Raw genomic sequence first — 23,011 nt, forward strand, 5'->3', positions numbered from 1 at the left:
GCCCCGGGAGACGGACCGCCCCGCCGCGGTGGCGGTGGCCTGCGGCGGGGCGGTCGGGTCACTCGTTGGCCGCGCGCAGGCGCGGCCGGCAGTCGGCCTCGGCCGGGGGCGGGACGTGCTCGGCGTACTGGTCGAAGAGCGGGGTGTTGGCGCGGGGCGGGGCGCCGGCCGTGCGGCCGGAGTCCCAGGTGCCGGGTGCGTTCAGGTCGAGGCTGCGAGTGACCCGGGGGGCGACCGGCGCGGTGACGTAGGTGGGCAGCGGGACGGGGACCGGCTCCCAGGAGTCGGGGCCGGCTGCACCGCGCTCCCGCATGCCGTCCACCCACTCCTCGTGCTCGGTCGCCTCCGCGACGGCGGTGGTCGCGGCCTGCGGCCGGGCGCCGCGGCCCCGCCGATCGCCGTCGTCCTCGCCCTCGGGCTCGCCCGCGCGGCCTGCGTCATGTCCGCCGGGTTCGGCGGCCAGCCGCAGGTGGACGCGGTCCGGGTCGGTGGCGTGCGCCGCGTCGTGCGGTGCGGCGGCGCGGTCCCGGTCGGCCGCGGCGCGTTCCCGCTCGCGGGCCCGCAGGCGTTCGGCGGCCTGGGCGGCGCGCACCCGGTCGAACTTGACCTCGTACCGCTGGCGCTCCAGCCGGCGCAGGTGGCCGATGTAGAGGGTGAGCAGGAGGGCCGGGATCATCGGCAGCCAGATGAACGCCACGCCCGCGACCGCGGCCGCGACGGCGCCCAGTGCGAAGGCGAGGAAGAGCGCGGTGACCATCCGCCGCCGCCGGGCCAGCAGCCTGGCCCGCCGCTCGACGGAGGCCGCACCCTGCGGATGACCGGACGCGTGCGAGCCGTGACCGTGCCCGCCCTGGCCGTGCGGCGTCCCGTCGTGGCGCGTCTGCACCGCGACGGGATCGGCCTCGGACGCAGGCCCGGACGCGGACTCGGACCCGGACTCACGCGACGGCTCGGCCGCCGGCTCGTACGGGCGCGCCGGGTCGGGCCGCCGCGCGAGGTCCGGGGCCGCGTCGAAACCGGCTCCGGCGTCGGCGTCGGACCCCTCGTCGGGGCCGAGGCCGGAACCGGGGTCGAGGTCGGGGGCGACGCCGGCCGTGCCGTCGTCGCTGTCGGTCTGGTCACCCAGGGTCCTGGCCGCTCGCCGCTCCATGGCCGAACGTCCGGCCAGCAGGCGGATCGCGGTGCTGAAGCGTTCCGTCGGACGTGACTCGTTGAGCTCGTCCTGCCTGCGGAGCCACATCGGCACCAGATAGGCAGCCCAGGCCCCTACGATGACCGCGTAGATAAGGCCGCTACTGCTCACGTTTCACACGGTACGGGCGTGGGGGAAGGCCTGGCAGCAATTTGGCGCGGCGTGTCGTGTGATCAAGCTGATTCTCCGACTATTTTGCCGGTATTTGTGACGGCTCGACCCGGACGCGATGCCATATCGATATCTATTTCGAACATACATTCAATTACCGGGCCGGAGGCCACTTCTGACCGAGCGCCAGCGGGTCAGCATGCCCTCCGGAACCTCCTCCGCCGTCAGTGCGTACACGAGGTGGTCGCGCCAGTCGCCGTCGATGTGGAGGTACCGGGGCCGCAGGCCCTCCTCGCGGAACCCGAGCTTCTCGGCGACCCGCCGGCTGGGCCGGTTCTCCGGTCTGATGCAGACCTCGACCCGGTGCAGGCCCATGGTGCGGAAGCAGTGGTCGACGGCGAGCGCCACCGCGGTCGGCATGATGCCGCGGCCGGCCGCGGTCTCGTCCACCCAGTAGCCGACGTTGGCCGAGCACATCGAGCCCCAGGTGATGCCGCCCACGGTGAGCTGGCCGACCAGCTGGTCCCGGTACAGCACCACGAACGGCAGCATCCGCCCGGCGGCCGCCTCGCCGCGCAGGTAGCGCACCATCTGGCGGTAGGTCGGCCGCGACCCGGCGGTGCTGCCCGACGGGGCGGGCGGGACGGTGGCCTCCCAGCGCCGCAGCCAGTCCCGGTTGCGGCGGCTGATCTCCTGCCAGGGGCGCTGGTCGCGGACCCGGATCGGGCGCAGGGTGATGTCCCCCTCGCGCAGTTCGACCGGCCAGCCCGCGTTCAGCTCGTGCTCCCCTCGGACGGCCCGGACCCGGCGGCGTCGGGCCTCGGGTGGTCCCCGCCGGCCAGCTGGTCGACCGCGTGCGGGAGCAGCGGGGCGAGGACGGCGAGGCCGTCCCGGACACCGCCGGCCGAGCCCGGCAGGTTGACGATCAGCGTACGTCCGGCCAGGCCCGCCAGCCCCCGGGAGAGCGCGGAGGTCGGCACCTTCTCGCGGCCGTACGCCCGGATGGCCTCGGGGATGCCGGGGATCTCGCGGTCGATCACCCGGGCGGTCATCTCGGGGGTGAGGTCCATCGGGGAGATGCCGGTGCCGCCGGTGGTCAGGACGACGTCGTACCCGGCCGCGACGGCGGCGCGCAGGGCGGCCTCGACGGGTTCGCCGTCCGGGACCACCTGCGGGCCGTCGGCCTCGAAGCCCATCCGCTGCAGGCCGGCGACCAGCAGCGGGCCGCCCTTGTCCTGGTACACGCCGGCCGAGGCCCGGTTGGAGACGGTGAGCGCGAGGGCCTTCACCGGGCGTCCTCGCGGGTCCAGTCGCCGCTCTTGCCGCCGGTCTTGGTGAGCACCCGGACGTCCTCGATCGCGGCGGCCTTGTCGACGGCCTTGACCATGTCGATGACGGTGAGGCCGGCGACGGCGACGGCGGTCAGCGCCTCCATCTCGACCCCGGTGCGGTCGGCGGTCCGCACGGTGGCGGTGATCTCGACGGCGTCGTCGGCGACGGCGAGGTCGACCTTGACCCCGGAGATGGCGATCGGGTGGCAGAGCGGGATCAGGTCGGGGGTCTTCTTGGCCCCCATGATCCCGGCGATCCGGGCGACCGCGAGGGCGTCGCCCTTGGGGACGCCCTCGCCGCGGAGCAGTTCGACCACGCGGGCCGAGACCCGGACCCGTCCGGCGGCCACCGCAGTGCGCACGGTGGTGGCCTTCTCGGAGACGTCGACCATCCGGGCCGCGCCGGTGTCGTCGACGTGGGTGAGGCGGTCGGCGCTGGGGTTGTCGGTCACGGGGTCACTCCAGGAGCGCGGGTCGAATACCGCGCTACCGTACAACCAAGCCCGGCGCCGGGCTCACCCCGACTGCTCCGTGAGCAGCACGACGTCGACGGTGCTCCCGGCGGGCATCGCGGTGGTGTCCTCGGGGACGGTGATCAGGCAGTTGGCCCGGGCGAGCGCGCCGACCAGGTGCGAGCCCTCGCCGCCGACCGGGGCGACCCGTCCGTCGGCGTACCGTCCGCGCAGGAACTGCCGGCGGCCGGCCGGGGAGCGCAGGTCGGCGGTGCAGACGGCGGTGACCACCGGTCGGTGGACGTCGGGGGCGCCGAGCATGGTGCGGATGACCGGGCGGACGAACAGCTCGAAGGAGATGTAGGCGCTGACCGGGTTGCCGGGCAGGGCGAGCAGCGGCACGCCGGTGCCCTCGCCGATCCGGCCGAAGCCCTGCGGCTTGCCGGGCTGCATCCGCAGCCGGCGGAAGTCCATCCCGCCGTAGCTCTCGAAGACCTCCTTGACCACGTCGTACGCGCCGACGCTGACGCCGCCGCTGGTGACGATCAGGTCGGCCCGGCCGAGCTGGTCCTCGAGCACGGAGCGCAGCACGGCGGCGTCGTCGGGGACGCCGCCGACCCGGTAGGCGATGGCGCCGGCGTCCCGGGCGGCCGCGGTGAGGGTGAAGCTGTTGGAGTCCCAGATCCGGCCGGGGCCGGTGGGCTCGCCGGGCTGGACCAGCTCGCTGCCGGTGGAGAGCACCACCACGCGCGGGCGCGGGCGGACCCGGACGGTGCCGCGGCCGATCGCGGCCAGCAGGCCGAGCTGGGTGGGGCCGAGCACGGTCCCGGCGTCGAGCACCTGGTCGCCGCGGGCGAGGTCGCTGCCGCGGCGGCGGACGTGGTCGCCCTCGCCGACCGGGCGCAGCACCCGGACCTCCTCGTCGGCGGTGGCCGCGCCCATCGCGTCGGCGGCCCGCCCGGTGCCGGTGCCGCCGTCGGTCCACTCGACCGGGGCGACGGCCTCGGCGCCGGGCGGCAGCGGGGCACCGGTCATGATCCGGGCGGCCTGCCCGGGTCCGACCTTGGGCAGCTCGCCGGTGCCGGCGGCGATGTCCCCGACCACGGCGAGCACCGAGGGGTACTCGCCGGTGGCGCGGGCGGTGTCGGCGGTGCGGACGGCGTAGCCGTCCATCGAGCTGTTGTCGAAGGGCGGCAGGTCGACCTCGGACCGGATGTCCTCGGCCAGCCGGCAGCCCTGGGCGTCGAGCAGTTGCAGCTCGATCGACGGCAGCGGGGCGACCCCGGCGAGGACGTCGGCGAGGTGCTCGTCGACGCTCCACAGCCGGGGCGCCGGGCCCGAGGGCTCCTCGCAGCAAGGGTTGTCGGTCCCGGTCATCGCCTCACGCCCACTTCTCCACGGTTCGGCCCGCTAGGTTCAGCTCTGCATCTCGGTGGCGACGAACTCGGTGAGCCAGGACCGGAACTCCGGGCCGAGGTCCTCGCGTTCGCACGCCAGACGGACGATAGCGCGCAGGTAGTCGGCGCGGTCGCCGGTGTCGTAGCGGCGGCCCTTGAAGAGCACGCCGTGCACCGGGCCGCCCTCGGACTCGCCGCGGTCGGCCAGTTCGCGCAGCGCGTCGGTCAGCTGGATCTCGCCGCCGCGGCCGGGGGGCGTGTTGCGCAGCACGTCGAAGACGGCCGGGTCGAGCACGTACCGGCCGATCACCGCGTAGTTGGACGGCGCGTCGGCGGTGTCGGGCTTCTCGACCAGGTCGGTGATCCGGAAGACGTCGTCGCCGAGGCCGTTGGGCTTGACGGCGGCGCAGCCGTAGAGGTGGATCTGGGAGGGGTCGACCTCCATCAGCGCGACCACGGAGCCGCCGAGCTCCTGCTGGACCTCGATCATGCGGGAGAGCAGCGGGTCGCGCGGGTCGATCAGGTCGTCGCCGAGCAGGACCGCGAACGGCTGGCCGGCCACGTGCTGTTCGGCCACCAGCACGGCGTGGCCGAGGCCCTTGGGGTCGCCCTGGCGGACGTAGTGCATGTTGGCGAGCTGGACGGACTCCTGGACGCGGCGCAGGCGGTCGTGGTCGCCCTTGCGGGTGAGCAGCTCCTCCAGCTCGTACGCGCGGTCGAAGTGGTCCTCCAGGGCCCGCTTGTTACGCCCGGTGACCATCAGTATGTCGGAGAGCCCGGCGGCGGACGCCTCTTCGACGACGTACTGGATGGCCGGCTTGTCGACGACCGGCAGCATCTCCTTGGGAGTGGCCTTGGTCGCCGGCAGGAACCGCGTCCCCAGTCCGGCTGCGGGCACGACAGCCTTGGTGACGGGGGGGCGGGCGTTCGTCTGAGTCATGCGGTGACCTTACTAAGGCGTGCTGGCGCCCAACTGAGAGTGATATGAACCGACTATGAAACCGTATCCCGCGCGGCCCCCGTTGCGGTGGCCCGGGATGCTCCGGCGGACGTGAGGGAGACCTCGTCCGCGCAGGTGGCCACACTACCGGGCCCGTCGGGCCGGTCCGGAACGTTCGGGTGAGGGCTGCGGGGCGGTTGTGCGACCGTCGCGTCGACGGTCGGTGTACCGCCGGGTTCGGCGGGCAGTTCCCGTACCCGGGCGGCCCGTTCACCGGCAACCCCTTCGTGGACGATCGCCCCGTTGACGCCGGGCGCGGGAGCGCTCCGCTCGTGGGCGGCGTCCTCACCGGCGGCCACCGCCACCGCGCGGACGGCCGGCGGCGGGTCGTCCGGCCCGGCGCCGCCGCACCAGCGGTCGCCGCCGGCCGCCCGGGCCTCGGCCAGTGCCCGGTCGGCGGCGCGCAGCAGCAGCGCCGCGTGCCCGCCGTCCCGGGGCAGCACCGCGACGCCGACCGCGGCGGTCAGCCCGTTGCCGGTGGAACGGCGCGGGGCGGGGCCGGCCGGCGACCAGTCCAGCAACTGGTGGCGGCGCACGGCCCAGCAGAGCCGCTCGGCGACCTGGGCTGCGCCCTCGGCGCCGGTGTCCGGCAGCAGCACCAGGAACTCCTCGCCGCCGTAGCGGCCGAAGGTGTCCGAGCGGCGGATCTCGATGCTGAGCCGCTGCACCAGGTCCCGCAGGATCGCGTTGCCCCGGCCGCGGCCGTGCTCGGCGACGATCGCGTCGAAGCCGGCGATCTCCAGCATCAGCAGGGCGAGCTGGCGGGGGCGGCCCTCGGTCTGCTCGGCCCGCCGGGAGCGTTCGATCTCCCGGTCGAGGGTGAGCTGCAGGTGGCGGTAGTTCCACACGCCGGTGAGCGGGTCGCAGGCCGCCGTGCGCTGCAGCTCCTCGCACTCCTGTTCAAGTTCGGCGACCCGCTGGAGCAGTTCGGCCTCGCGCGCCGAGGTCCGGGCGACCGTCCGCCGCAGCCGCAGTCCGCACCAGCCGGCGGCGGCCAGCGCGGCGCCGCCGATCGGGGCCAGCGCGTGCACCAGGAGCGGGGTGGACATCGGCGCCCTTCCTCGTGTCAGGCTCTGCACACCGTGCCGGTGCCGAGCTGTGGAGATCCCTTGACTGCCAATCCGTTGTCCAACGACAAGGCCGCGCTGAGGTCACGGCTGCTGGCCGCGCGGCGGGCGCTGAGCAGCGCCGAACGGGTGGCGGCCGCCGAGGCGCTGGCCGGCCACGCCGGGGCGCTGGCACGGGCCGCGGCGGCCGGGGATCTCGGGGCGCCCGAGGGATCCGGGGAGGGCGCGCCGACGGTGGCCGCGTACGTCTCGGTCGGCGCCGAACCGGGCACCGGTCCGCTGCTGGACGCCCTGCTGGCCCGCGGGGTGCGGGTGCTGCTCCCGGTGCTGCTGCCCGACAACGACCTGGACTGGGCCGCCTACCAGGGCCCCGGCCGACTCGCCCCCGCCTCCCGCGGCCTGCTGGAGCCGACCGGCGACCGGCTCGGGCCGGCCGCGGTGTGCGCGGCCCGGCTGGTGCTGCTGCCGGGCCTGGCGGTCGACCGGCGGGGGGTGCGGCTCGGCCGCGGCGGCGGCTCGTACGACCGGGTGCTGGCCCGGCTGGCGGCGGCCGGTGCGCGCCCGTACCTGGCGACCCTGCTCTACGACGCGGAGCTGCTGGCCGAGGTGCCGGCCGAGCCGCACGACCTGCCGGTGGACGCGGCGGTCACGCCGTCCGGGGTGGTCCGGTTCTGAGCCGCCCGGCGGCGCTCCCGCAACGGCGCGCGGGCCGCCCGGGCCGCTCCCCGAGGGGCGGCCGGACGGCCCGCGCAGTGCGGCCGGACCGGCGGCTCAGCCGGCCAGCAGCGTCATGGTGTGCTTGGTGGACTTGTCCACCGCCTCCGGCGAGTAGGACCAGGACAGCAGCTTCCCGTCCGCCCAGAGCTGGGTCTGGTCGTTGTAGTTGTCGTGGAAGGCGTGGCCGGATTCGCCGCCGACGTTGATCCACCGGGAGGCGTCGAAGTCGCTCAGGTCGACCACCATTCGCATCGAGGGGATCCAGTCGACCTGGTACCCGGCCGCCGCGTTCCAGCCGGCCGCGTCGACCGCGGCGGTGCCGCCGGAGAGCTGGTACGGACCCCGGTTGAGCAGCCGGTGGACCAGGCCGGAGGCGATCGACGAGTCGTCGCTGCCGAGGGTCTGCTCCTTGAGGGTCAGCGTGTGCAGCCGGCCCCAGTTCCAGGTCTTTATGTCCTTGCCGAGCTGGGCGGTGAGGTCCTGCCGGGCGTCCTTCATGGCCTCCGCCAGCAGGGACTCCAGCCCGTGCTGCGAGCGGTGGTTGGAGTCGATGTAGTTCCACCACGTGCTGTCGGGCCGGGTGAGCTGCTGGCGGACCACCTCGGTCCAGCGGTCGCCGCCGTCCGGCTGGGCGGAGCCGGCCTTGCGGGTGCCGCACTCGGTGACGGCCTGGGTGGTGTTGCCGACCGCCCCCTCGGGCAGGGTGGCGTCGCGCTTCTGCCGCACCAGCAGGCAGTCGCCCTCGGCCCGCAGACCGGCCGGGAACTTCTGCCCGAAGGCCAGGGTGAGCAGCTGGCGCCAGACGCCGTTGTAGTACGCGGCGGCGGCGGAGTCGGCGTCCTGGTGGAAGTTCCAGGTGCGCAGCAGGTCCTGGGCCTCGCGCACGTACGGGTCGTCGACCTGCACCTTGAGCAGCAGCGGCACCAGGGTCTGGGCCATCACGCTGGTGTTGTCCAGCTGGATGGCCTGCATGTCGTCCGGGGAGATCTTGCCGCCGTTCTTGAGCCGGGACTCGATCTGGTCGGTGATCTCCTTGGCGCGGGTGCCGTACTCCCAGTCCTTGGTGAGCAGGTACTTGTAGCCGGGGTCGACCACGGCCTGGTTGGCGGTGACGAGGTAGCCGGCCGGGGGGTTGTAGCTGTAGGGCAGCGACTTGAAGGGGATCCAGTCCTTCTTCCAGCCGTAGGAGGAGTCCCAGCCGGGCGCCGGGTAGGTGCCGTCGCCCTTGGTGCGCTGCGGGATCGTGCCGGGGGCCTGGTAGCCGATGTTGCCCTTGGTGTCGGCGTAGATCAGGTTCTGCGCGGGGACCGCGAAGTCCTCGGCCGCGGAGCGGAAGTCGTCCCAGCCGGCCGCCCGGTCGAGCTTGAAGACGGCGTCCATGGTCCTGCCGGGGGTCAGCGCGGTCCACTGCAGGGCGACGCCGTAGCCGGCCGCGCGGTCCGGGGCGGCGTTGCCGACCGGCGCGTTCTGGCCGACGTGCTGCTGCTCGGTGCTCTGGTCGGAGATCAGCGGCAGCCCGTCCTGGGTGCTGCGGACGGTGATGGTCCGGTCCTCGCCGCCGGCGACCTTGATGGTCTCCTTGCGGGACTGGAACTTCATCTCCTTGCCGTCGACCAGGTAGGTGTCCGGTCCGGTGACCTTCTCCAGGTACAGGTCGGTGACGTCGGCGCCGAGGTTGGTGAAGCCCCAGGTGATGTCCTTGTTGTGGCCGATGACCACGCCGGGCATGCCGGAGAAGGTGAAGCCCGCCGTGTCGTAGTTGCAGGTCTTGCTCACCGCGCGGCAGTGCAGGCCCATCTGGTACCAGACGGACGGCAGGCCGGGGCCGAGGTGCGGGTCGTTGGCCAGCAGCGGCTTGCCGGTGGTGGTGTGCTTGCCGTCGACCACCCAGGAGTTGGAGCCGATGCCCTGGCCCTGCGGGCCGAGCAGCTGCGGCATCGCGGTGATCTTGTTCGAGACGTCCTGCAGCAGGGCGTCGGTGACGGCCCGGCTCTGCGTGGTGGCACCCGCGGCCGGGGCCGCCGGGCTCTGGCCGTCGGCGGGCTTGTAGCCGCCGTCGGCGGCGACCGTCCCGGTCTTCACGATCGTGCCGTTGCGGGCGTACGGGTACTCCGGGTAGAGCTGGGCGATCTGGTCCGGGTCGAAGTCCTGCGCGAGCAGGGCCCGGTCGATCTCGTCCTGCATGTTGCCGGAGAGGTTCCAGGCCATCGCCTTGAGCCAGGCCACCGAGTCGACCGGGTCCCACTTCTCCGGCTTGTAGTCGCCGTTGACGGCCCCGAGCAGGGTGTACTCCAGCGAGGCGCTCGACCCGCCCGGGTGCTCGTCCAGCCAGGCGTTCACGCCGTCCGCGTAGGCCTGCAGGTTCTTCTTGGTGTCGTCGGAGAGCCTGGTGTCGTACTCCTGCTGCGCGACCTGGCGCCAGCCCATGGTGCGCAGGAAGCCGTCGGTCTCGACCTGCCCGGAACCGAACATTTCGGACAGCCGGCCGGAGGTGATGTGCCGCCGGACGTCCATCTCCCAGAACCGGTCCTGGGCCTGCACGTAGCCCTGGGCCCGGAACAGGTCGGCGTCGGTGTCGGCGTACAGCTGCGGGATGCCGTTGGCGTCGCGCTTGACGTCGACCGGGGCGGACATGCCGGCCACCTTGACGGTGCCCTCGACCACGGGGAACGAGGCCTGGACGGTGCGCACCCCCCAGTAGGCGCCGCCGGCCACGCCGGCCACCAGCAGCACGGCCAGCACGATCACGATCAGGCGAGCGCGCCGGAACTTCTTCGAGCGGGACATCCGGATCCTTGGCTGGAGAGACTTTTTGCGGCCGTGACAGGTCACCACATTAGGGCGACTCAAGTGGCGGGCGAACACGGGGGACGCCCACGGTTGGATCAGGGGGACGATACCTGGGCAGGGCGACTGGCAGCGGACATCAAAGATCAGGTAAAATGTTAGACTGAGTAACGATTCATCAGCTGCCCCCTCACACCACCGAGGTGCTCCTGCGTGACCGTCGACCAGCTGAACCAGTTCCTGCTCGAGTTCTCCGTGATCCTGCTGGTCGCGGTGGTCGCCGTGCGCATCTCCACCCGGTCGGGCCTGCCCAGCCTCCTGATCTACCTCGGCATCGGCGTCGCCCTGGGCCAGAACGGCCTGGGGATCAGCTTCAACAACGCCGAGCTGACCCAGGTCCTCGGCTACGCGGCACTGGTGGTCATCCTCGCCGAGGGCGGCCTCAAGACCAGCTGGAAGGCGATACGGCCGGTGATGCCGGCCGCCACCGTGCTGGCCACCGTCGGCGTCGCGGTCAGCGTCTTCGTCACCGCCGCCGGCGCCCACCTGCTGGTCGGCCTGGACTGGCGCAGCTCGATGCTGCTCGGCGCGATCGTCTCCTCCACCGACGCCGCCGCGGTCTTCTCGGTGCTGCGGATGGTCCCGCTGCCCGAGCGCCTCACCGGCCTGCTGGAGGCCGAGTCCGGCTTCAACGACGCCCCCGTGGTGATCCTGGTGGTGGCCTTCGCCACCGCCGGACCGCTCGACCCCTGGTACATGCTGGTCGGCACGATCATCGCCGAACTGGCCATCGGCGCCGCGGTCGGCTACGCCGTCGGCCGGATCGGCGCGTACGGGGTCAAGCACGTCGCGCTGCCGTCCTCCGGCCTCTACCCGATCGCCGTGCTGGCCCTGGTCGTGCTCGCCTACGCGGGCGGCGCGCTGCTGCACGGCTCCGGCTTCCTCGCCGTCTACATCGCCTCGGTGGTGCTGGGCAACAGCAAACTGCCGCACGGCCCGGCCGTCCGCGGCTTCGCCGACGGACTCGCCTGGATCGGGCAGATCGGCATGTTCGTCGTGCTCGGCCTGCTGGTCACCCCCGAGACCATGCGCTCCGCGATAGTCCCCGCCCTGGTCGTCGGCGCGGTCCTGGTGTTCGTCGCCCGGCCCGCCTCGGTGCTGGCCACCATGACGCCGTTCCGGCTGCCCTGGCGCGAGCAGGCCCTACTCAGCTGGGCCGGCCTGCGCGGCGCGGTGCCCATCGTGCTGGCCACCATCCCGCTGGTGGCGGAGGTGCCGAGGGCCCAGGAGCTGTTCAACGTCGTCTTCATCCTGGTCGTGGTCTTCACCCTGCTCCAGGGGCCGACCCTGCCGCTGGTCGCCAAGCGCCTGCGGATCGGCGAGGGCTCGATCGGCCAGGACCTCGGCATCGAGTCCGCGCCGCTGGAGAAGCTCCACGGCCACCTGCTGTCGGTCTCGCTCGCGGCCGGCTCGCGGATCTCCGGCGTCGAGGTAGGCGAACTGCGGCTGCCCAAGGGCGCCGCCGTGACCCTGGTGGTGCGCGACGGCGCCAGCTTCGTACCGGAGCGGGCCACCGTGCTGCGCGCCGGGGACGAGCTGCTGGTGGTCACCACCGAGGAGGTCAGCGAGGCCGCGGAACGGCGGCTGCGGGCCGTGGACAAGGGCGGCAAACTGGCCGGCTGGCTGCGCGGGCGGCAGGCGGACGGGTAGCCCGGGGGCCGTGATGCGGCGGGCGGCCCAAGGGGCGCGGGGGCCGTGGTGCGGCGGGGGAGCCAAGGGGCGCGGGGGCCGTGGTGCGGCGGGGGACCCAAGGGGCGCGGGGGCCGTGGTGCGGCGGGGGACCCAACGGGCGCGGGGGCCGTACGGGTCGGAACGGCAGGGGTGTGCCGCTGTTCACCTTCCGTTACCAGCTGGGGCTTGCCATGACCCGCTAGGATGAAGGTATATAGGCGTTATCAGCGTTTTCGTTTTCAAGACTGAACCACCCGCAACATCTGCCTGAAGCAGAGTTGGCGCGACCGCTCGGCGGCCGCGGTCCGCAGTTGAACTGAGCTTCTCTGGCCCCCGCTTCCACGATCTGGCCAGCCGGACCCGGTATCTACCCCGGTCGACGCGCGAGAGGACGACTCTCGGCGCCGTCGGGGCTCTTCCCTGCCCTGTTCCGCGCTACCAGGCAGCAGGAAGGACCGACCGTGACGGCCCGCCGAACGGTCGAAAGCCCCGACACCCCCGCCCGGGCGGGCTACGGAGCGCTGCTCCGCACCCCCGGCGCCTGGACGTTCCTGACCCCGGCCTTCGCCGCCCGGCTGCCCTACGCGATGCTCAGCCTGGGCATCGTGCTGCTGGTCTTCCAGACCCACGGCTCGTACGGCACGGCCGGCGCCGTCGCGGCGGTCTCCGCCGTCGCGCAGGCCCTCGTCGGCCCGCAGACCGGCCGGCTGGCCGACCGCTACGGCCAGGCCGCGGTCCTGCTGCCCAGCATCGCCGTGCACGCGGTCTCGGTCGGCGCCCTGATCGCACTGGCCCTCGGGCACGCCCCGGTCTGGACGCTGTTCCTGGCCGCCGCGCCGGCCGGTGCCAGCGTGCCGCAGATCGGCGCGATGGTCCGGGCCCGCTGGGTCGGCCGCCTGTCCGACCGGCCGGCCATGCTCAACACAGCCTTCGCCTTCGAGTCGGTCACCGACGAGTTCACGTTCGTGATCGGCCCGGTCCTGGCCACCGCGATCGCCACCCAGGCGTCCCCCGCCGCCGGCCTGATCGCGGAGGCCGCGCTGACCGTGGCCGGCGGACTCGCCTTCGCCGCCCAGCGGCGCACCGCCCCGGCCCGGCACCCCCGGGTCGAGGGCGTCCAGCGGGTCTCCGCCCTGGCCTCCCCCGGCGTACGGCTGCTGGCCGCCTCGTTCCTGGGCGTCGGCACCGTCTTCGGCGCCATGCAGGTCTCGGTCACGGCCTTCGCCGAGTCGGCCGGACAGGCCGGCGCCAACGGCACCGTCTACGGGATCTTCGCCGGCGGCTCGATGATCGCGGGCGTGCTCTACGGCCTGGTCGGCTGGAAGCGCTCGGCCCGGCAGCGGATGCTGATCTGCTACGCGCTGCTGGTCCTCGGCTGCTCCACGCTGTGGGCGATGCCCAGCCTGACCGCGCTCGCGGTCGCCGGACTGTTCTGCGGCCTCGCCATCGCACCCACGCTGATCACCGGGTACACCCTGGTGGAGACGCTGGTCGCGGACGGCGCCAAGACCGAGGCGTTCACCTGGCTCACCGGCGCCATCGGCCTCGGCCTGGCGATCGGCTCGACCGCGGCCGGCCAGCTGATCGACCTGCACGGGCCGTCGGCCGGCTTCCTGGTCCCGGTCGCCGGGGCCGGACTCGGCCTGGTCGGCCTGGTCACCCTGCGGCAGCTGCTGGTCGCCCCCGGCACCCGGAGCCGGACCGTCGCACGCGGCGGCGGCCTCACCGCGAAGACCGCCAAGATCGCCACGGCGGAGAGCTGATCCGACCGGGATCACACCCGGATCACGCCCGGAGCGCTGGACTCAGTCAACGGAATACCGCATCATTGACCATCGTTAGCACTCATCAGGCCAGAGTGCCAGGGGGAAGTGCAGGAGGAAGAGCAAGTGCCCACGTACCAGTACCAGTGCACCGAGTGCGGGACCGGCCTGGAGGCGGTGCAGAAGTTCACCGACGAGGCCCTGACCACGTGCCCCGAGTGCCAGGGGAAGCTCCGCAAGGTCTTCTCGGCCGTGGGTGTGGTCTTCAAGGGCTCGGGTTTCTACCGGACCGACAGCCGCTCCTCGTCCAGCAGCTCGGTGACGTCCGGGGCCTCCGGCTCCTCGTCCACCAGCGGCTCCTCCACCTCCTCGGCACCGGCCGTCGGCGGCTCGTCCGCCTCGTCGTCGTCGAGCTCGTCCTCGTCGGCGGCGTCCGCGCCGGCCGCGAGCTGAGACTGCGGTAGCGCGGACTGCGGTAGCGCGCCGCGTCCGGATGAGGTGACGCAAGACGTAGGACGGCCCGGTGCCGCCGCGGCGATGCGGCGGCACCGGGCCGTCGCCGTTCGTACGGCGGGGCGGGGAGGGGCCGGGCGCCACGGGGCGCGAGGCGGGGCGCCGGAGCCGGGAGCCACAGCCGGAGCGGGAGCCGGATCCGGTGCCGCCAGGGGCGTCAACGCATCCCTTCGACTCACCCCTGCGGGGGATGGAAGTTATCCACAGGGCGGGGTTGTCCACAGGAATTCGCCCGGGCATTCCCAGGGGTCCGGCGTGGACGCAGGCTGAGTTCCGCAGGCCCGGCCCCGGGCCGGTGCCGATCCAGCCTCGAAGGCGGTGCCCGACCATGACCACGGCAGCCCACCTCACCACCGAGCTCCACACCCACCTCACCCCGCAGTCGGCCCGGCACTCCCCTCCCCCGCCGCCCTCGCCCGAGGTGCCGCCGCGGCAGGAGGTCCCCGACTTCCCGCCGATCCGGCGCGGCGTCGGCGGCCGTCACCGGCTCCGGCAGGCGGTACGGCTCCGGCCGGGCGTCCTGGCCGTCGGACTGCTCGCGGCGGCCACGGCTCTGACCGTCGGGCCACTGCGGCACGGCCCGCCCCCGGGGCCGGCAGCGGCGGGTCCGGCGATCTGCACCCGGGGTGACGCGCCGACGGGGTGACCCGTCCGTCAACCAGGCAGCAGGGCATTCACCCGTAACCGAGCACTCCGGTCGCCGTTCAGCGCAGCATGAAGGGCTTCAAGGAATTCCTGCTCCGCGGCAATGTCGTGGACCTCGCCGTCGCCGTGGTGATCGGCGCCGCATTCACCTCGGTGGTCAACGCCTTCGTGAAGGGCGTCATCAACCCCCTCGTCGGGCTCTTCGGAACGGAGGATCTGGCTTCCTACAGCTCCTGCCTGAAGGGCCCGTGCACGGTCGATGCCGCGGGCAACGTGACCTCGGGCATCTTCATCCTCTGGGGCTCGGTGCTCAGCGCCGCCCTGCAGTTCGTGATCGTCGCCGCAGTCGTCTACTTCGCGCTGATCCTCCCGATGAACCACTTCCTCGCCAAGCGGAAGACCGTCGAGGAGGTCTCGGCCGAGGCCGAGGTCAAGGAGGTCGCCCTGCTCACCGAGATCCGGGACGCCCTGGTCAATCGGCGCTGACCTCCGGCGGCGCCACCGCTGCTCCGGGGGCCCGCCCACGCCAACTCCTTACCGTCCGCGCTCCGAGCCCGTACCGTCCGCGACCGTCGCCCCCCGCACCGCGACGTCGCCGGGCGCCCGACTCCGCCGGTCAGTCCCCGTGGTGGGGCGGCCGCTGGCTCAGGTACCAGTCGAGCCCGCGCCCGCTGCCCTCTCCGCCGCCGGGACGCTCTCCCCAGCCCTGATCCGTGTCGTCGCTGGTCTGCCGCTCCAGCGGGTCCGCGAAGACCAGCTTCGCCCTGGCCGCCGGGGTCTGCGGTTCCTGTCCCCGGCCGCCGTCCCGGGCGCCCGCCCGATCCTTGTCCTGCTCGCCCATCGTCCGCTGCCTCCCGTGATGTCCCTGCGCCTTCAAGCCTAGGCCGTGCCGGCTCGCCCCGGCCGGGTCAGGCAGCGCAGCAGTCGGCCCCGGTACAGCCGTGGCCGTACCGGGGCCCTCAACCCCGCTTCCCTGCCCCCCGCTACCGCTTCGCTGCTCGCCTGCTTCCCTGCCTGCCTTTTCGGTCAGGCGGCTTCGAAGCCCGCGTGGTCCGCGATCTTCTTGAGCTCGGCCAGCGCGTGCTTCTCGATCTGCCGGATCCGCTCGCGGGTCAGCCCGTGCTGCTTGCCCACCTCCGTGAGCGTCCGCTCGCGGCCGTCCTCCATGCCGTACCGGGACCGGATGATCGACGCCGTCCGGTCGTCCAGCCGGTCGATCAGGGTGTCCAGCTCCTCGCGGCGGAGCATCACCATCACGGCGTCCTCCGGCGAGACCGCGCCGGTGTCCTCCACCAGGTCGCCGAACTGGGTCTCACCCTCGTCGTCGACCGACATGTTCAGACTCACCGGGTCACGGGCCCAGTCGAGCACGTCCTTGACCCGCTGCTCGCTGATGTCCAGCTCGACGGCGACCTCGGCCGGCTCCGGCTCGCGCCCGAGCTCCTTGGCCTTCTCGCGCTGGACCCGGCGGATCCGGCCGAGTTCCTCGACCAGGTGGACGGGGAGCCGGATGGTCCGGGACTGGTCGGCGATCGACCGTGTGATCGCCTGCCGGATCCACCACGTCGCGTACGTGGAGAACTTGAACCCCTTCGAGTAGTCGAACTTCTCGACGGCCCGGACGAGCCCCGCGTTGCCCTCCTGGATGAGGTCCAGCAGCGGCAGGCCGCTGCGCGGGTAGCGGCGGGCCACCGCGACCACCAGACGGAGATTGGAACGGATGAAGACGTCCTTGGCGCGCTCGGCGTCCTCGGCTATGAACTCCAGCTCCTCCCGGGTCACGCCCTTGGGGAGCAGGTCTTCCTCCAGCAGGTGCTGGGCGTACACCCCGGCCTCGATCCGGAGCGAGAGCTCGACCTCTTCTGCGGCGTCGAGCAGGGGCGTCCTGGCGATCTCGTCCAGGTACATGCCGACAAGGTCGCGGTCGGCCTCGAAATTGGTCGGGCGGGCCGAGCGAGTCCGGTCGGCCCTGTCGCGAACGACGGCACGGGTGGCCATGCTTGCTCCCTTGCTGGTGTTGCCGGGTCTGCCTGCGACTGCGCCGGTCATGGGCGGATCGGTGCAGCGAGATCCTCTGGAGATCCCACGGGGAAGATCCACGGGCTCAAAGAGGTGCGGGCCTCACCGAGGCTCACACGTAACGATCCAACGCACAGAAATCGGACAACATTCCCAACTCACTCAGATTTTCCCCCGACATGCAGTATGCTGCCCGTTTTTCCCTCGATCCCGCACCCAGGGTGACGAGTTGAACACCTATTGCGATCGATCGGTGCGCCCGGCCGTGGGGCCGGATCCCACCGGCGCCGACGCCAACTGCGGGCAAATGATGCCGAATCGCTACTCACCCGGCGCCGGATCCACCCGCCCGGGAGGGAAAGGGACGGACATGCAGCTGCAGCCGGCCGACCTCCTCCACCAGACACAACGTCGGAACCTCGCCCGTTGTGCCGGGGTGGCCGTCGGAGCTGCCGCGCTGTTCGCCCTCCTGACCGTCCTCACCGCCCCCCACGGGGGTCCGCTCGCCGGATTGGACCGCGCGCCGGTCAATGCGCTGCACTCGTACGCCCGTCGGCACACCGTGTGGACGGCCTCCCTCCGGACCATGGACGTTCTGGGCGGTCCCGTCACCATGCAGATCCTGCTCGGCCTGGCCGCCGTCCGGCTGCTCCGGCTCGGGGCGCGGACCCTGGCCGGATGGGCGGTGGCGCTGGCGCTGGTCGGCTGGGCCGCCGGCCGGACGGCACAGTGGGCGATCGCCCGGCCCCGCCCGCACTTCGGCGACCCGGTCGCGCAGGCCACCGGCCCCGGCTACCCGTCCGCCCAGGCGATGGCTGCGCTGATCACCTGCACCGCCCTGGCCGCGCTGCTGTGGCCCCGGGCGACCCGGGCCGGGCGGGTGGCGGCCGGCTCGGCCGCAGCGCTGGCGGTCGCCACGACCGGTTTCACCGGGGTCGCGCTCGGCACGCACCGGCCGAGCGACGTGCTGGCCGGCTGGCTCGGCGCCGCGGTGGCCCTGGGAGCTGTCACGGCGGCACTGGAACTCCTGCACCCCGGCGGCCTGCTCCGGGACTCCCACCGGGTGGAGTGGCAGACCAGGCCGCGGGTCCGGTCGGCCCGGGCAGCGGCGCCGACCTCCCGCGACGTCACGGACCCGGAGGGGGAGGACCCCTGGGAGGGGGACCCCTGACACCCAGTGAGGAAGATCACACCCTCGAACGAGGGATGCCCACAGGGGGCGAAACGGTGCTTCACCCGACAAACAGGCCGAAGACCCTGCCGTCAATACCCCCTCAAATCGGACCAATCGCCCGCAATCCCGACCACGTGGGGTTCAACTCCGCAGGGTCACCGGGCCCGTGGCGGGTATCGCCACATGCACCCGGCTCCCCAGAGGGTGCCGATGTGAGGCAGACTTCTCCGGCTGGGGTGCATATCAGCGCCCGACACGGGGAGGCCTGGTCCGAGGTGGACCTGGCCGGCCTTGTCCGACAGGTCGACTCCGTACACCGACGTTTCGCCGGACGGGTGTCGCGGAGCCGCATCGCGGCACCACCACCCAGGCACCGAGTGACGGGGGTCTGATGACCATGCACACGACGGACGGGTCCTCCGACCCGAACGCGTACATCGACCCGCCCACCATGGCCCTGCGGATCCCGGCGCAGTACTCCGCGCCCGTGCCGCCGATGCCCGCCGCGCCGCCCGGCGCACCGTCGATCCCGCCACAGACCGCGCCCCCGGCCCAGGCCCCGGCGAAGCCCGCGGCCTCCGCGGGCCGCAACGGTCTGATCATGGCCCTGGGCACCATGGCCTCGCGGGCGCTCGGGTTCGTCCGCAGCGCGATGATCGTCGCCGCCCTCGGCGTGGGTGAGCTCGGCGACTCGTTCAACATCGCGAACTCCCTGCCGAACGTCGTCTACATGATGCTCATGGGCGGTGTGCTGGCATCGGTGTTCGTCCCGGAGCTGGTGCACGCCGCGCAGACCCACAAGGACGGCGGCGTCGCCTACACCGACCGGCTGCTCACGATCTGCGCGGTCGCCCTCGGCGTCCTGACCGTCGCCGCCTGGTTCGCCGCTCCGGTCATCGCCGACGCGTACTCCGGCTACCCGCCCGGCGTGAAGCGCGACCTGACCATCACCTTCGCCCGCTACTGCCTGCCGCAGATCTTCTTCTACGGGGTCTTCACCCTGTTCGGCCAGGTGCTCAACTCCCGCGACCGGTTCGGCGCGATGATGTGGACCCCGGTCCTGAACAACCTGGTCGCCATCGGCGTCTTCGGCCTCTACATGGTGGTCGGCAGCAACGCCCGCGACGTCGGTGCCGTCACCTCGGCCGACACCATGCTGCTCGGGCTCGGCAGCACGCTGGGCATCGTGATCCAGGCCGTCGGCCTGCTGCCGTCCCTGCGCAGTTCGGGCTTCCGCTGGCACCCCCGCTTCGACTGGCGCGGCGCCGGCCTCGGCAAGCCCCTGCGCTCGGCCGGCTGGGCCCTGCTGCTGGTCGTCGTCACCCAGCTGTCGTTCGCGGTGATCAGCCAGCTGACGGCGCGGGCCGGCGACCTCGCCGGGAAGGCCGGACTCCATGTCGGCCTCGGCAACATCGCCTACACCAACGCCTATCAGCTGTTCGTCGTCCCGCAGGGCGTGATCACCATCTCGCTGGTGACCGCGCTGCTCCCCGGCATGACCCGGGCCGCGACCGCCGGGCAGTACAGCCGGGTGGGTTCCGACCTGTCCGGCATGCTGCGCTCGTCCGCCGCGATGATCATCCCGATCACCGTGCTGTTCGTGGTGCTGGCCTCGCAGATCACGGCCATCGCGTACGGCCACGGCAAGGCCGGTCCGGCCGACACCTGGGTGATCGCCCAGGTGCTGATCGCCTTCGCGATCGGCCTGCCCGCCTTCTGCGCCCAGTACGCGCTGGCCCGCGGGTTCTACGCACTGGGCGACGCCCGGACGCCGTTCTGGCTGACGGTGGTGAGCACCGGTACCAACGCCGGCCTGTCCTGCGTGGCGTTCTGGCTGCTCGACCCGCGCTGGATCATCATCGGGATGGCCACCGCGCAGACCATCGCCTGCCTGCTGAGCGTGGCCATCACCGGCTGGGCGCTGGGCCGCCGACTGCGGTCCGCACCGGCAGCGGCCGAGCCCGAGGCCGCGCCGGAGGCGACACTCGTCCTGAACACCCGCCGGGGGAAGGCCACCAGCGGCCTGGAGGGCGGCCGGGTGATCGGTCTGCACCTGGCGATCCTGCTCGCGTGCGTCCCGGGTGCCGTCGCCGCGCACTGGATCGCCGGGTGGTTCGGCGCCGGGCTGTTCGGCAACGTGCTGGGCATGATGGCCGGATCGGCGGCCGTACTGGTCTCGCTCTTCCTCTTCGCCCGGCCGCTCGGCGCGGGCGAGGCCGTGGCCCCGCTCGCCCGCAAGCTGCGGATCCCCTACCCCGCACCCGCACCCGCCGCCTCCGGCACCAGCGGCCGCCACCGCCGCTGACCGGCCCACCGCGACTGCACCACCGCGACTGCCCCTCCGCCACCGGCCCACGGCCGCCCACTGCCGCCCACTGCCGCGCACCGGCGGACGCCGGCGGCAGCCGCGGCCTCGGGTGTCGCTACGAGCCGGCCAACAGGGCCGGGAGCGCCCGCCTGTCCTGGAAGACCACCGTCCCCGGCCCCGCCAGCCGATGGGCGGGCGTGACGCCACCCGCATAGCCGAAGGACCGCATCCCCGCGGCCCGGGCGGCCCGGACGCCGGGCTCACTGTCCTCGACGACCGCGCACCGCTCCGCCGCCACCCCGAACCGCTCGGCGGCGTGCAGGAACAGGTCGGGGGCCGGCTTGCCCCTGGCCACCTCGGTGGCGCTGAAGATCCGGCCGGCGAACCGCTGGTACAGGCCGGTCCGGCCGAGCGTGTGCCGCATCTTCTCGTGGTCGCCGCTGGAGGCCACGCAGTACGGCACCGCGAGTCCGTCCAACGCCTCCGCGATGCCGTCGACCGCCCGCAACTCCGTGTCCACGGCCTCGCGGTGGAGATCACGGAAGCGCGCGTCCCAGGCCAAGGCCGAGGCGGCGCCGAGCCGGGCCCGGATCTTCTCCCCTATCGAGGCGGAGGAACGCCCCACGAACTCCTCGATCACCTCCCCCTCGGTCAGCGGCCAGCCGAACTCCGCGCCCAGTGTGACGTGCACCCGGACCGCGATGGGCTCGCTGTCGACCAGCACACCGTCACAGTCGAAGATCACCAGTTCCACGGGCTTCCAGCCGCCCGTCCCCCGCAACTCCCCAGCCGTTCCCATCGCGTCCCCCTTAGGCAGCACCACTGGTCGGCCCGCAAGCCTGCCAGGCCGCAGCCGACGCCGACGCCGACGCCGTGCCAGGCGGTCCCGCCTCACGGCGTGGAAGGAGGGCGTTCCCTGTCACATCATGCGGATCGACGTACCGGTGAGAACAGCACACCGATCACAGCACCTGCGGAGGACGTCCCACCATGGCCAAGTTCGCCACCCTCGACGAGTACCTCGCCGCCCTGCCGACCGCGCAGCGCGAGATCACCGACGCGCTCCTGCCGCTCATCGAGGCCACCGTGCCCGGCACAGGCGGTCTCTGGCACGGCCACCCGGTCTGGAGCCTGGGCGGCGCCCCCGGAAAGGATCCCGTCTGCTACCTCAAGGCGTACGCCGCTCACGTGACCTTCGGCTTCTGGCGCGGCCAAGAGCTCACCGACGCCTCGGGCCGGCTCGAACCGGGCGCCCAGCGAATGGCCGGCCTCAAGCTCCGCACGCCGTCCGACATCGACCCCGCGCTCTTCGCCGACTGGCTGTCCCAGGCCCGGGCCCTCCACCGGCCCGACGGGAACTGACGGGCCTCACCCCGCCGCACCGCCGGAGCCCGACGGCCCACCAGAACGCCGCTGGCCCCTCGGCCTTGTGGGGCGCGGAGGGGCCAGCGGCCTGGGTACTTCTCTGTGCCCCAGGCAGGATTCGAACCTGCGACACCGGCTTTAGGAGAACGGGCGTCAGGCCTACGGCCTGACCTGCGGCATTGCCACGATGGGCAGTTCGTGCCTTCTTCCTCGCCACGAGCCGCCACTCCCTGCGGTTCCCCGCTCGACATGGCACGACCGTGGCACAGCGAAACCCGTCCTGCCCTCGGCCTACCACCTGCTCCTCTGGATGGCCTGCAAAGCCACAGCGCCATCCCAGGGTCGAGGCGGCCGACCACGGTCAAGCAGAGTCCAAAAGGACAAATTCACGACAAATACCCCCACTTAGTCATGGGCATGCCTCAAGGGAGATGCGCGAATGTCGCTTAGGCTATGCGAACGCTTGCCACACCCCTATAATCTGCCCACGGTTCAGCGAGCGGAGGAAGTATGCCGTCCTATCAATTCTGTCTCTATGAGATCAAGATTCGGCAGCTTCGCAAGAAAGACTCCTATCGGCTCGCCTCAGAGTTCAATCCCCGCAAGCACGACCTGCTCGACGCGATTCAGAAATTCATGAATAACGAAATGCGCGGGACTGGAATCACCATCGACCGCGGCGAGCACTACATTCGACTCATGGATATGGACTCAAATGGTCGCGCACTCTGGCCAACTGTTGAGTCCGGGAGATTCGGAACCGCAGGAAAGGTAATCTCCACGGCGACCGGCCACGATGCATACTCAATCAAAAACGACGACGCACCTGCCTACCCACTGAGGCAATGCATCGTTGTTCCCCGTGCAGGGAACTCCGCAATTTGGGCCACGGAAGTAGTGGGCCACACATCCGCCATGACCGCCCTCTGGAATTCCCTCAGCGATTGGTTTCGCGACGAATACGACGATGAGGGGCTAATTCTCCAAAGACTCCCCTTGCAAAACACTGACGCATGGAACGAATTCATCGACCAGGCGCAGCTTCAAGAGATCAAGTTTGTTGCGCACGTGCAAGACACCGATAACGCCGTAGGGATTCGAATTCAGGAGTTCACCGCCAAGAGCGGTCGCGGGATGCGACTCCCTAAGCACTGGATCGCGAGCGCCTTCGACAAGAAACTCCCGGCAAGTACGGTATTTCATGTGGATGGCATACCCGACCCGTCCGAAGTTCACCTTGAAATTGAAAGAGATGGAAAGTCCCGCACTCTGGTCGTCGGGCGTGATTTCCCACGCTTCATGTATCAAATCGAGACTACAGCCGGCTCTCCACCCAGCGACGATCACTTCCGCCGGGATGTGCTGTCAGAGGTAGGTGCTTCACTGGACCTCATGGGCGTCGGCCGGGGGGACTGGCAGGCGTAGCCGCGGCCTAAAAT

General features: G+C 72.1%; 21 protein-coding genes. 10 read left to right on the forward strand and 11 right to left on the reverse strand.

Features of this window, described 5'->3' with window-relative positions; genetic code table 11:
- Positions 1–58: 58 nt before the first annotated feature.
- The 7 genes from sepX to AC2TEW_RS10480 form a co-directional block, all read right to left on the reverse strand.
- Positions 59–1,303, reverse strand: coding sequence for a divisome protein SepX/GlpR (gene sepX, locus AC2TEW_RS10450; protein ID WP_484623100.1), 1,245 nt, complete (start codon positions 1,301–1,303; stop codon positions 59–61).
- Positions 1,304–1,453: 150 nt separating this feature from the next.
- A complete protein-coding gene (locus tag AC2TEW_RS10455) occupies positions 1,454–2,080 on the reverse strand; it encodes a GNAT family N-acetyltransferase (protein ID WP_484623300.1) in 627 nt (208 codons plus the stop codon).
- The gene (locus AC2TEW_RS10460; protein ID WP_484623101.1) at positions 2,077–2,592 is read right to left on the reverse strand and encodes a MogA/MoaB family molybdenum cofactor biosynthesis protein; all 516 of its coding nucleotides are present in this window, start codon (positions 2,590–2,592) and stop codon (positions 2,077–2,079) included. Before AC2TEW_RS10460 ends, AC2TEW_RS10455 begins: the two co-directional genes overlap by 4 nt.
- A complete protein-coding gene (moaC, locus tag AC2TEW_RS10465; protein ID WP_484623301.1) occupies positions 2,589–3,026 on the reverse strand; it encodes a cyclic pyranopterin monophosphate synthase MoaC in 438 nt (145 codons plus the stop codon). Before moaC ends, AC2TEW_RS10460 begins: the two co-directional genes overlap by 4 nt.
- Positions 3,027–3,149: 123 nt before the next feature.
- Positions 3,150–4,463, reverse strand: a complete 1,314-nt coding sequence (gene glp, locus AC2TEW_RS10470) for a molybdotransferase-like divisome protein Glp (protein ID WP_484623102.1) — start codon at positions 4,461–4,463, stop codon at positions 3,150–3,152.
- Between the two features lie 39 nt (positions 4,464–4,502).
- Positions 4,503–5,423: a UTP--glucose-1-phosphate uridylyltransferase GalU gene (gene galU / locus AC2TEW_RS10475; RefSeq protein ID WP_484623103.1), complete on the reverse strand. Its 921-nt coding sequence runs from the start codon at positions 5,421–5,423 to the stop codon at positions 4,503–4,505.
- A 53-nt stretch (positions 5,424–5,476) separates the two neighbouring features.
- Positions 5,477–6,532, reverse strand: coding sequence for a GGDEF domain-containing protein (locus AC2TEW_RS10480; RefSeq protein ID WP_484623104.1), 1,056 nt, complete (start codon positions 6,530–6,532; stop codon positions 5,477–5,479).
- Between the two features lie 60 nt (positions 6,533–6,592).
- On the opposite strand from AC2TEW_RS10480, the gene AC2TEW_RS10485 reads away from it, so the two are divergent.
- Complete coding sequence (locus AC2TEW_RS10485; RefSeq protein ID WP_484623105.1) at positions 6,593–7,225, forward strand: 5-formyltetrahydrofolate cyclo-ligase; 633 nt, start codon at positions 6,593–6,595, stop codon at positions 7,223–7,225.
- A gap of 96 nt (positions 7,226–7,321) precedes the next feature.
- Here AC2TEW_RS10485 and AC2TEW_RS10490 read toward each other — a convergent pair whose 3' ends face one another.
- Positions 7,322–10,054, reverse strand: a complete 2,733-nt coding sequence (locus AC2TEW_RS10490) for a penicillin acylase family protein (protein WP_484623106.1) — start codon at positions 10,052–10,054, stop codon at positions 7,322–7,324.
- A gap of 213 nt (positions 10,055–10,267) precedes the next feature.
- Here AC2TEW_RS10490 and AC2TEW_RS10495 point away from each other — a divergent pair, with 213 nt between their 5' ends.
- The 5 genes from AC2TEW_RS10495 (at position 10,268) to mscL (ending at position 15,192) form a co-directional block, all read left to right on the forward strand.
- Entirely contained in the window at positions 10,268–11,764 is a 1,497-nt protein-coding gene (locus tag AC2TEW_RS10495) for a potassium/proton antiporter (protein WP_484623107.1), read from the forward strand.
- Between the two features lie 482 nt (positions 11,765–12,246).
- Positions 12,247–13,548 (forward strand): MFS transporter, encoded by a 1,302-nt coding sequence (locus tag AC2TEW_RS10500; RefSeq protein WP_484623108.1) that lies wholly within the window; start codon positions 12,247–12,249, stop codon positions 13,546–13,548.
- A gap of 126 nt (positions 13,549–13,674) precedes the next feature.
- Positions 13,675–14,001: an FmdB family zinc ribbon protein gene (locus tag AC2TEW_RS10505; RefSeq protein WP_484623109.1), complete on the forward strand. Its 327-nt coding sequence runs from the start codon at positions 13,675–13,677 to the stop codon at positions 13,999–14,001.
- A 388-nt stretch (positions 14,002–14,389) separates the two neighbouring features.
- The gene (locus AC2TEW_RS10510) at positions 14,390–14,707 is read left to right on the forward strand and encodes a hypothetical protein (RefSeq protein WP_484623110.1); all 318 of its coding nucleotides are present in this window, start codon (positions 14,390–14,392) and stop codon (positions 14,705–14,707) included.
- Between the two features lie 68 nt (positions 14,708–14,775).
- Entirely contained in the window at positions 14,776–15,192 is a 417-nt protein-coding gene (mscL, locus tag AC2TEW_RS10515; protein WP_484623111.1) for a large conductance mechanosensitive channel protein MscL, read from the forward strand.
- A 130-nt stretch (positions 15,193–15,322) separates the two neighbouring features.
- Here mscL and AC2TEW_RS10520 read toward each other — a convergent pair whose 3' ends face one another.
- Both AC2TEW_RS10520 and AC2TEW_RS10525 read right to left on the reverse strand, forming a co-directional pair.
- The gene (locus AC2TEW_RS10520) at positions 15,323–15,547 is read right to left on the reverse strand and encodes a hypothetical protein (RefSeq protein ID WP_484623112.1); all 225 of its coding nucleotides are present in this window, start codon (positions 15,545–15,547) and stop codon (positions 15,323–15,325) included.
- A gap of 185 nt (positions 15,548–15,732) precedes the next feature.
- On the reverse strand, positions 15,733–16,704 hold the full coding sequence (locus AC2TEW_RS10525) for a sigma-70 family RNA polymerase sigma factor (protein WP_484623113.1): 972 nt from the start codon (positions 16,702–16,704) through the stop codon (positions 15,733–15,735).
- A gap of 391 nt (positions 16,705–17,095) precedes the next feature.
- On the opposite strand from AC2TEW_RS10525, the gene AC2TEW_RS10530 reads away from it, so the two are divergent.
- Positions 17,096–17,896 (forward strand): phosphatase PAP2 family protein, encoded by an 801-nt coding sequence (locus AC2TEW_RS10530; RefSeq protein WP_484623114.1) that lies wholly within the window; start codon positions 17,096–17,098, stop codon positions 17,894–17,896.
- Positions 17,897–18,290: 394 nt separating this feature from the next.
- Positions 18,291–20,204, forward strand: coding sequence for a murein biosynthesis integral membrane protein MurJ (murJ, locus tag AC2TEW_RS10535; protein ID WP_484623115.1), 1,914 nt, complete (start codon positions 18,291–18,293; stop codon positions 20,202–20,204).
- Between the two features lie 118 nt (positions 20,205–20,322).
- Here murJ and AC2TEW_RS10540 read toward each other — a convergent pair whose 3' ends face one another.
- Complete coding sequence (locus AC2TEW_RS10540) at positions 20,323–21,006, reverse strand: HAD family hydrolase (protein WP_484623116.1); 684 nt, start codon at positions 21,004–21,006, stop codon at positions 20,323–20,325.
- Between the two features lie 191 nt (positions 21,007–21,197).
- Between AC2TEW_RS10540 and AC2TEW_RS10545 the strand changes: the two genes are divergently transcribed.
- Both AC2TEW_RS10545 and AC2TEW_RS10550 read left to right on the forward strand, forming a co-directional pair.
- Positions 21,198–21,569, forward strand: a complete 372-nt coding sequence (locus AC2TEW_RS10545) for a DUF1801 domain-containing protein (RefSeq protein ID WP_484623117.1) — start codon at positions 21,198–21,200, stop codon at positions 21,567–21,569.
- 513 nt (positions 21,570–22,082) lie between these two features.
- A complete protein-coding gene (locus tag AC2TEW_RS10550) occupies positions 22,083–22,997 on the forward strand; it encodes a hypothetical protein (protein WP_484623118.1) in 915 nt (304 codons plus the stop codon).
- Positions 22,998–23,011 lie beyond the last annotated feature (14 nt).

This window comes from Kitasatospora sp. NEAU-CNBT7 (genome assembly GCF_057220535.1).

Excerpts from the sequence above, each read along its gene's own strand:
- mscL (WP_484623111.1), top strand. The coding sequence starts at position 14,776 with ATGAAGGGCTTCAAGGAATTCCTGCTCCGCGGCAATGTCGTGGACCTC.
- AC2TEW_RS10480 (WP_484623104.1), bottom strand. The coding sequence starts at position 6,532 with ATGTCCACCCCGCTCCTGGTGCACGCGCTGGCCCCGATCGGCGGCGCC.
- galU (WP_484623103.1), bottom strand. The coding sequence starts at position 5,423 with ATGACTCAGACGAACGCCCGCCCCCCCGTCACCAAGGCTGTCGTGCCC.
- AC2TEW_RS10490 (WP_484623106.1), bottom strand. The coding sequence starts at position 10,054 with ATGTCCCGCTCGAAGAAGTTCCGGCGCGCTCGCCTGATCGTGATCGTG.
- AC2TEW_RS10530 (WP_484623114.1), top strand. The coding sequence starts at position 17,096 with ATGCAGCTGCAGCCGGCCGACCTCCTCCACCAGACACAACGTCGGAAC.
- AC2TEW_RS10540 (WP_484623116.1), bottom strand. The coding sequence starts at position 21,006 with ATGGGAACGGCTGGGGAGTTGCGGGGGACGGGCGGCTGGAAGCCCGTG.
- AC2TEW_RS10520 (WP_484623112.1), bottom strand. The coding sequence starts at position 15,547 with ATGGGCGAGCAGGACAAGGATCGGGCGGGCGCCCGGGACGGCGGCCGG.
- AC2TEW_RS10550 (WP_484623118.1), top strand. The coding sequence starts at position 22,083 with ATGCCGTCCTATCAATTCTGTCTCTATGAGATCAAGATTCGGCAGCTT.
- AC2TEW_RS10545 (WP_484623117.1), top strand. The coding sequence starts at position 21,198 with ATGGCCAAGTTCGCCACCCTCGACGAGTACCTCGCCGCCCTGCCGACC.
- murJ (WP_484623115.1), top strand. The coding sequence starts at position 18,291 with ATGACCATGCACACGACGGACGGGTCCTCCGACCCGAACGCGTACATC.
- AC2TEW_RS10510 (WP_484623110.1), top strand. The coding sequence starts at position 14,390 with ATGACCACGGCAGCCCACCTCACCACCGAGCTCCACACCCACCTCACC.
- glp (WP_484623102.1), bottom strand. The coding sequence starts at position 4,463 with ATGACCGGGACCGACAACCCTTGCTGCGAGGAGCCCTCGGGCCCGGCG.
- AC2TEW_RS10525 (WP_484623113.1), bottom strand. The coding sequence starts at position 16,704 with ATGGCCACCCGTGCCGTCGTTCGCGACAGGGCCGACCGGACTCGCTCG.
- moaC (WP_484623301.1), bottom strand. The coding sequence starts at position 3,026 with ATGGTCGACGTCTCCGAGAAGGCCACCACCGTGCGCACTGCGGTGGCC.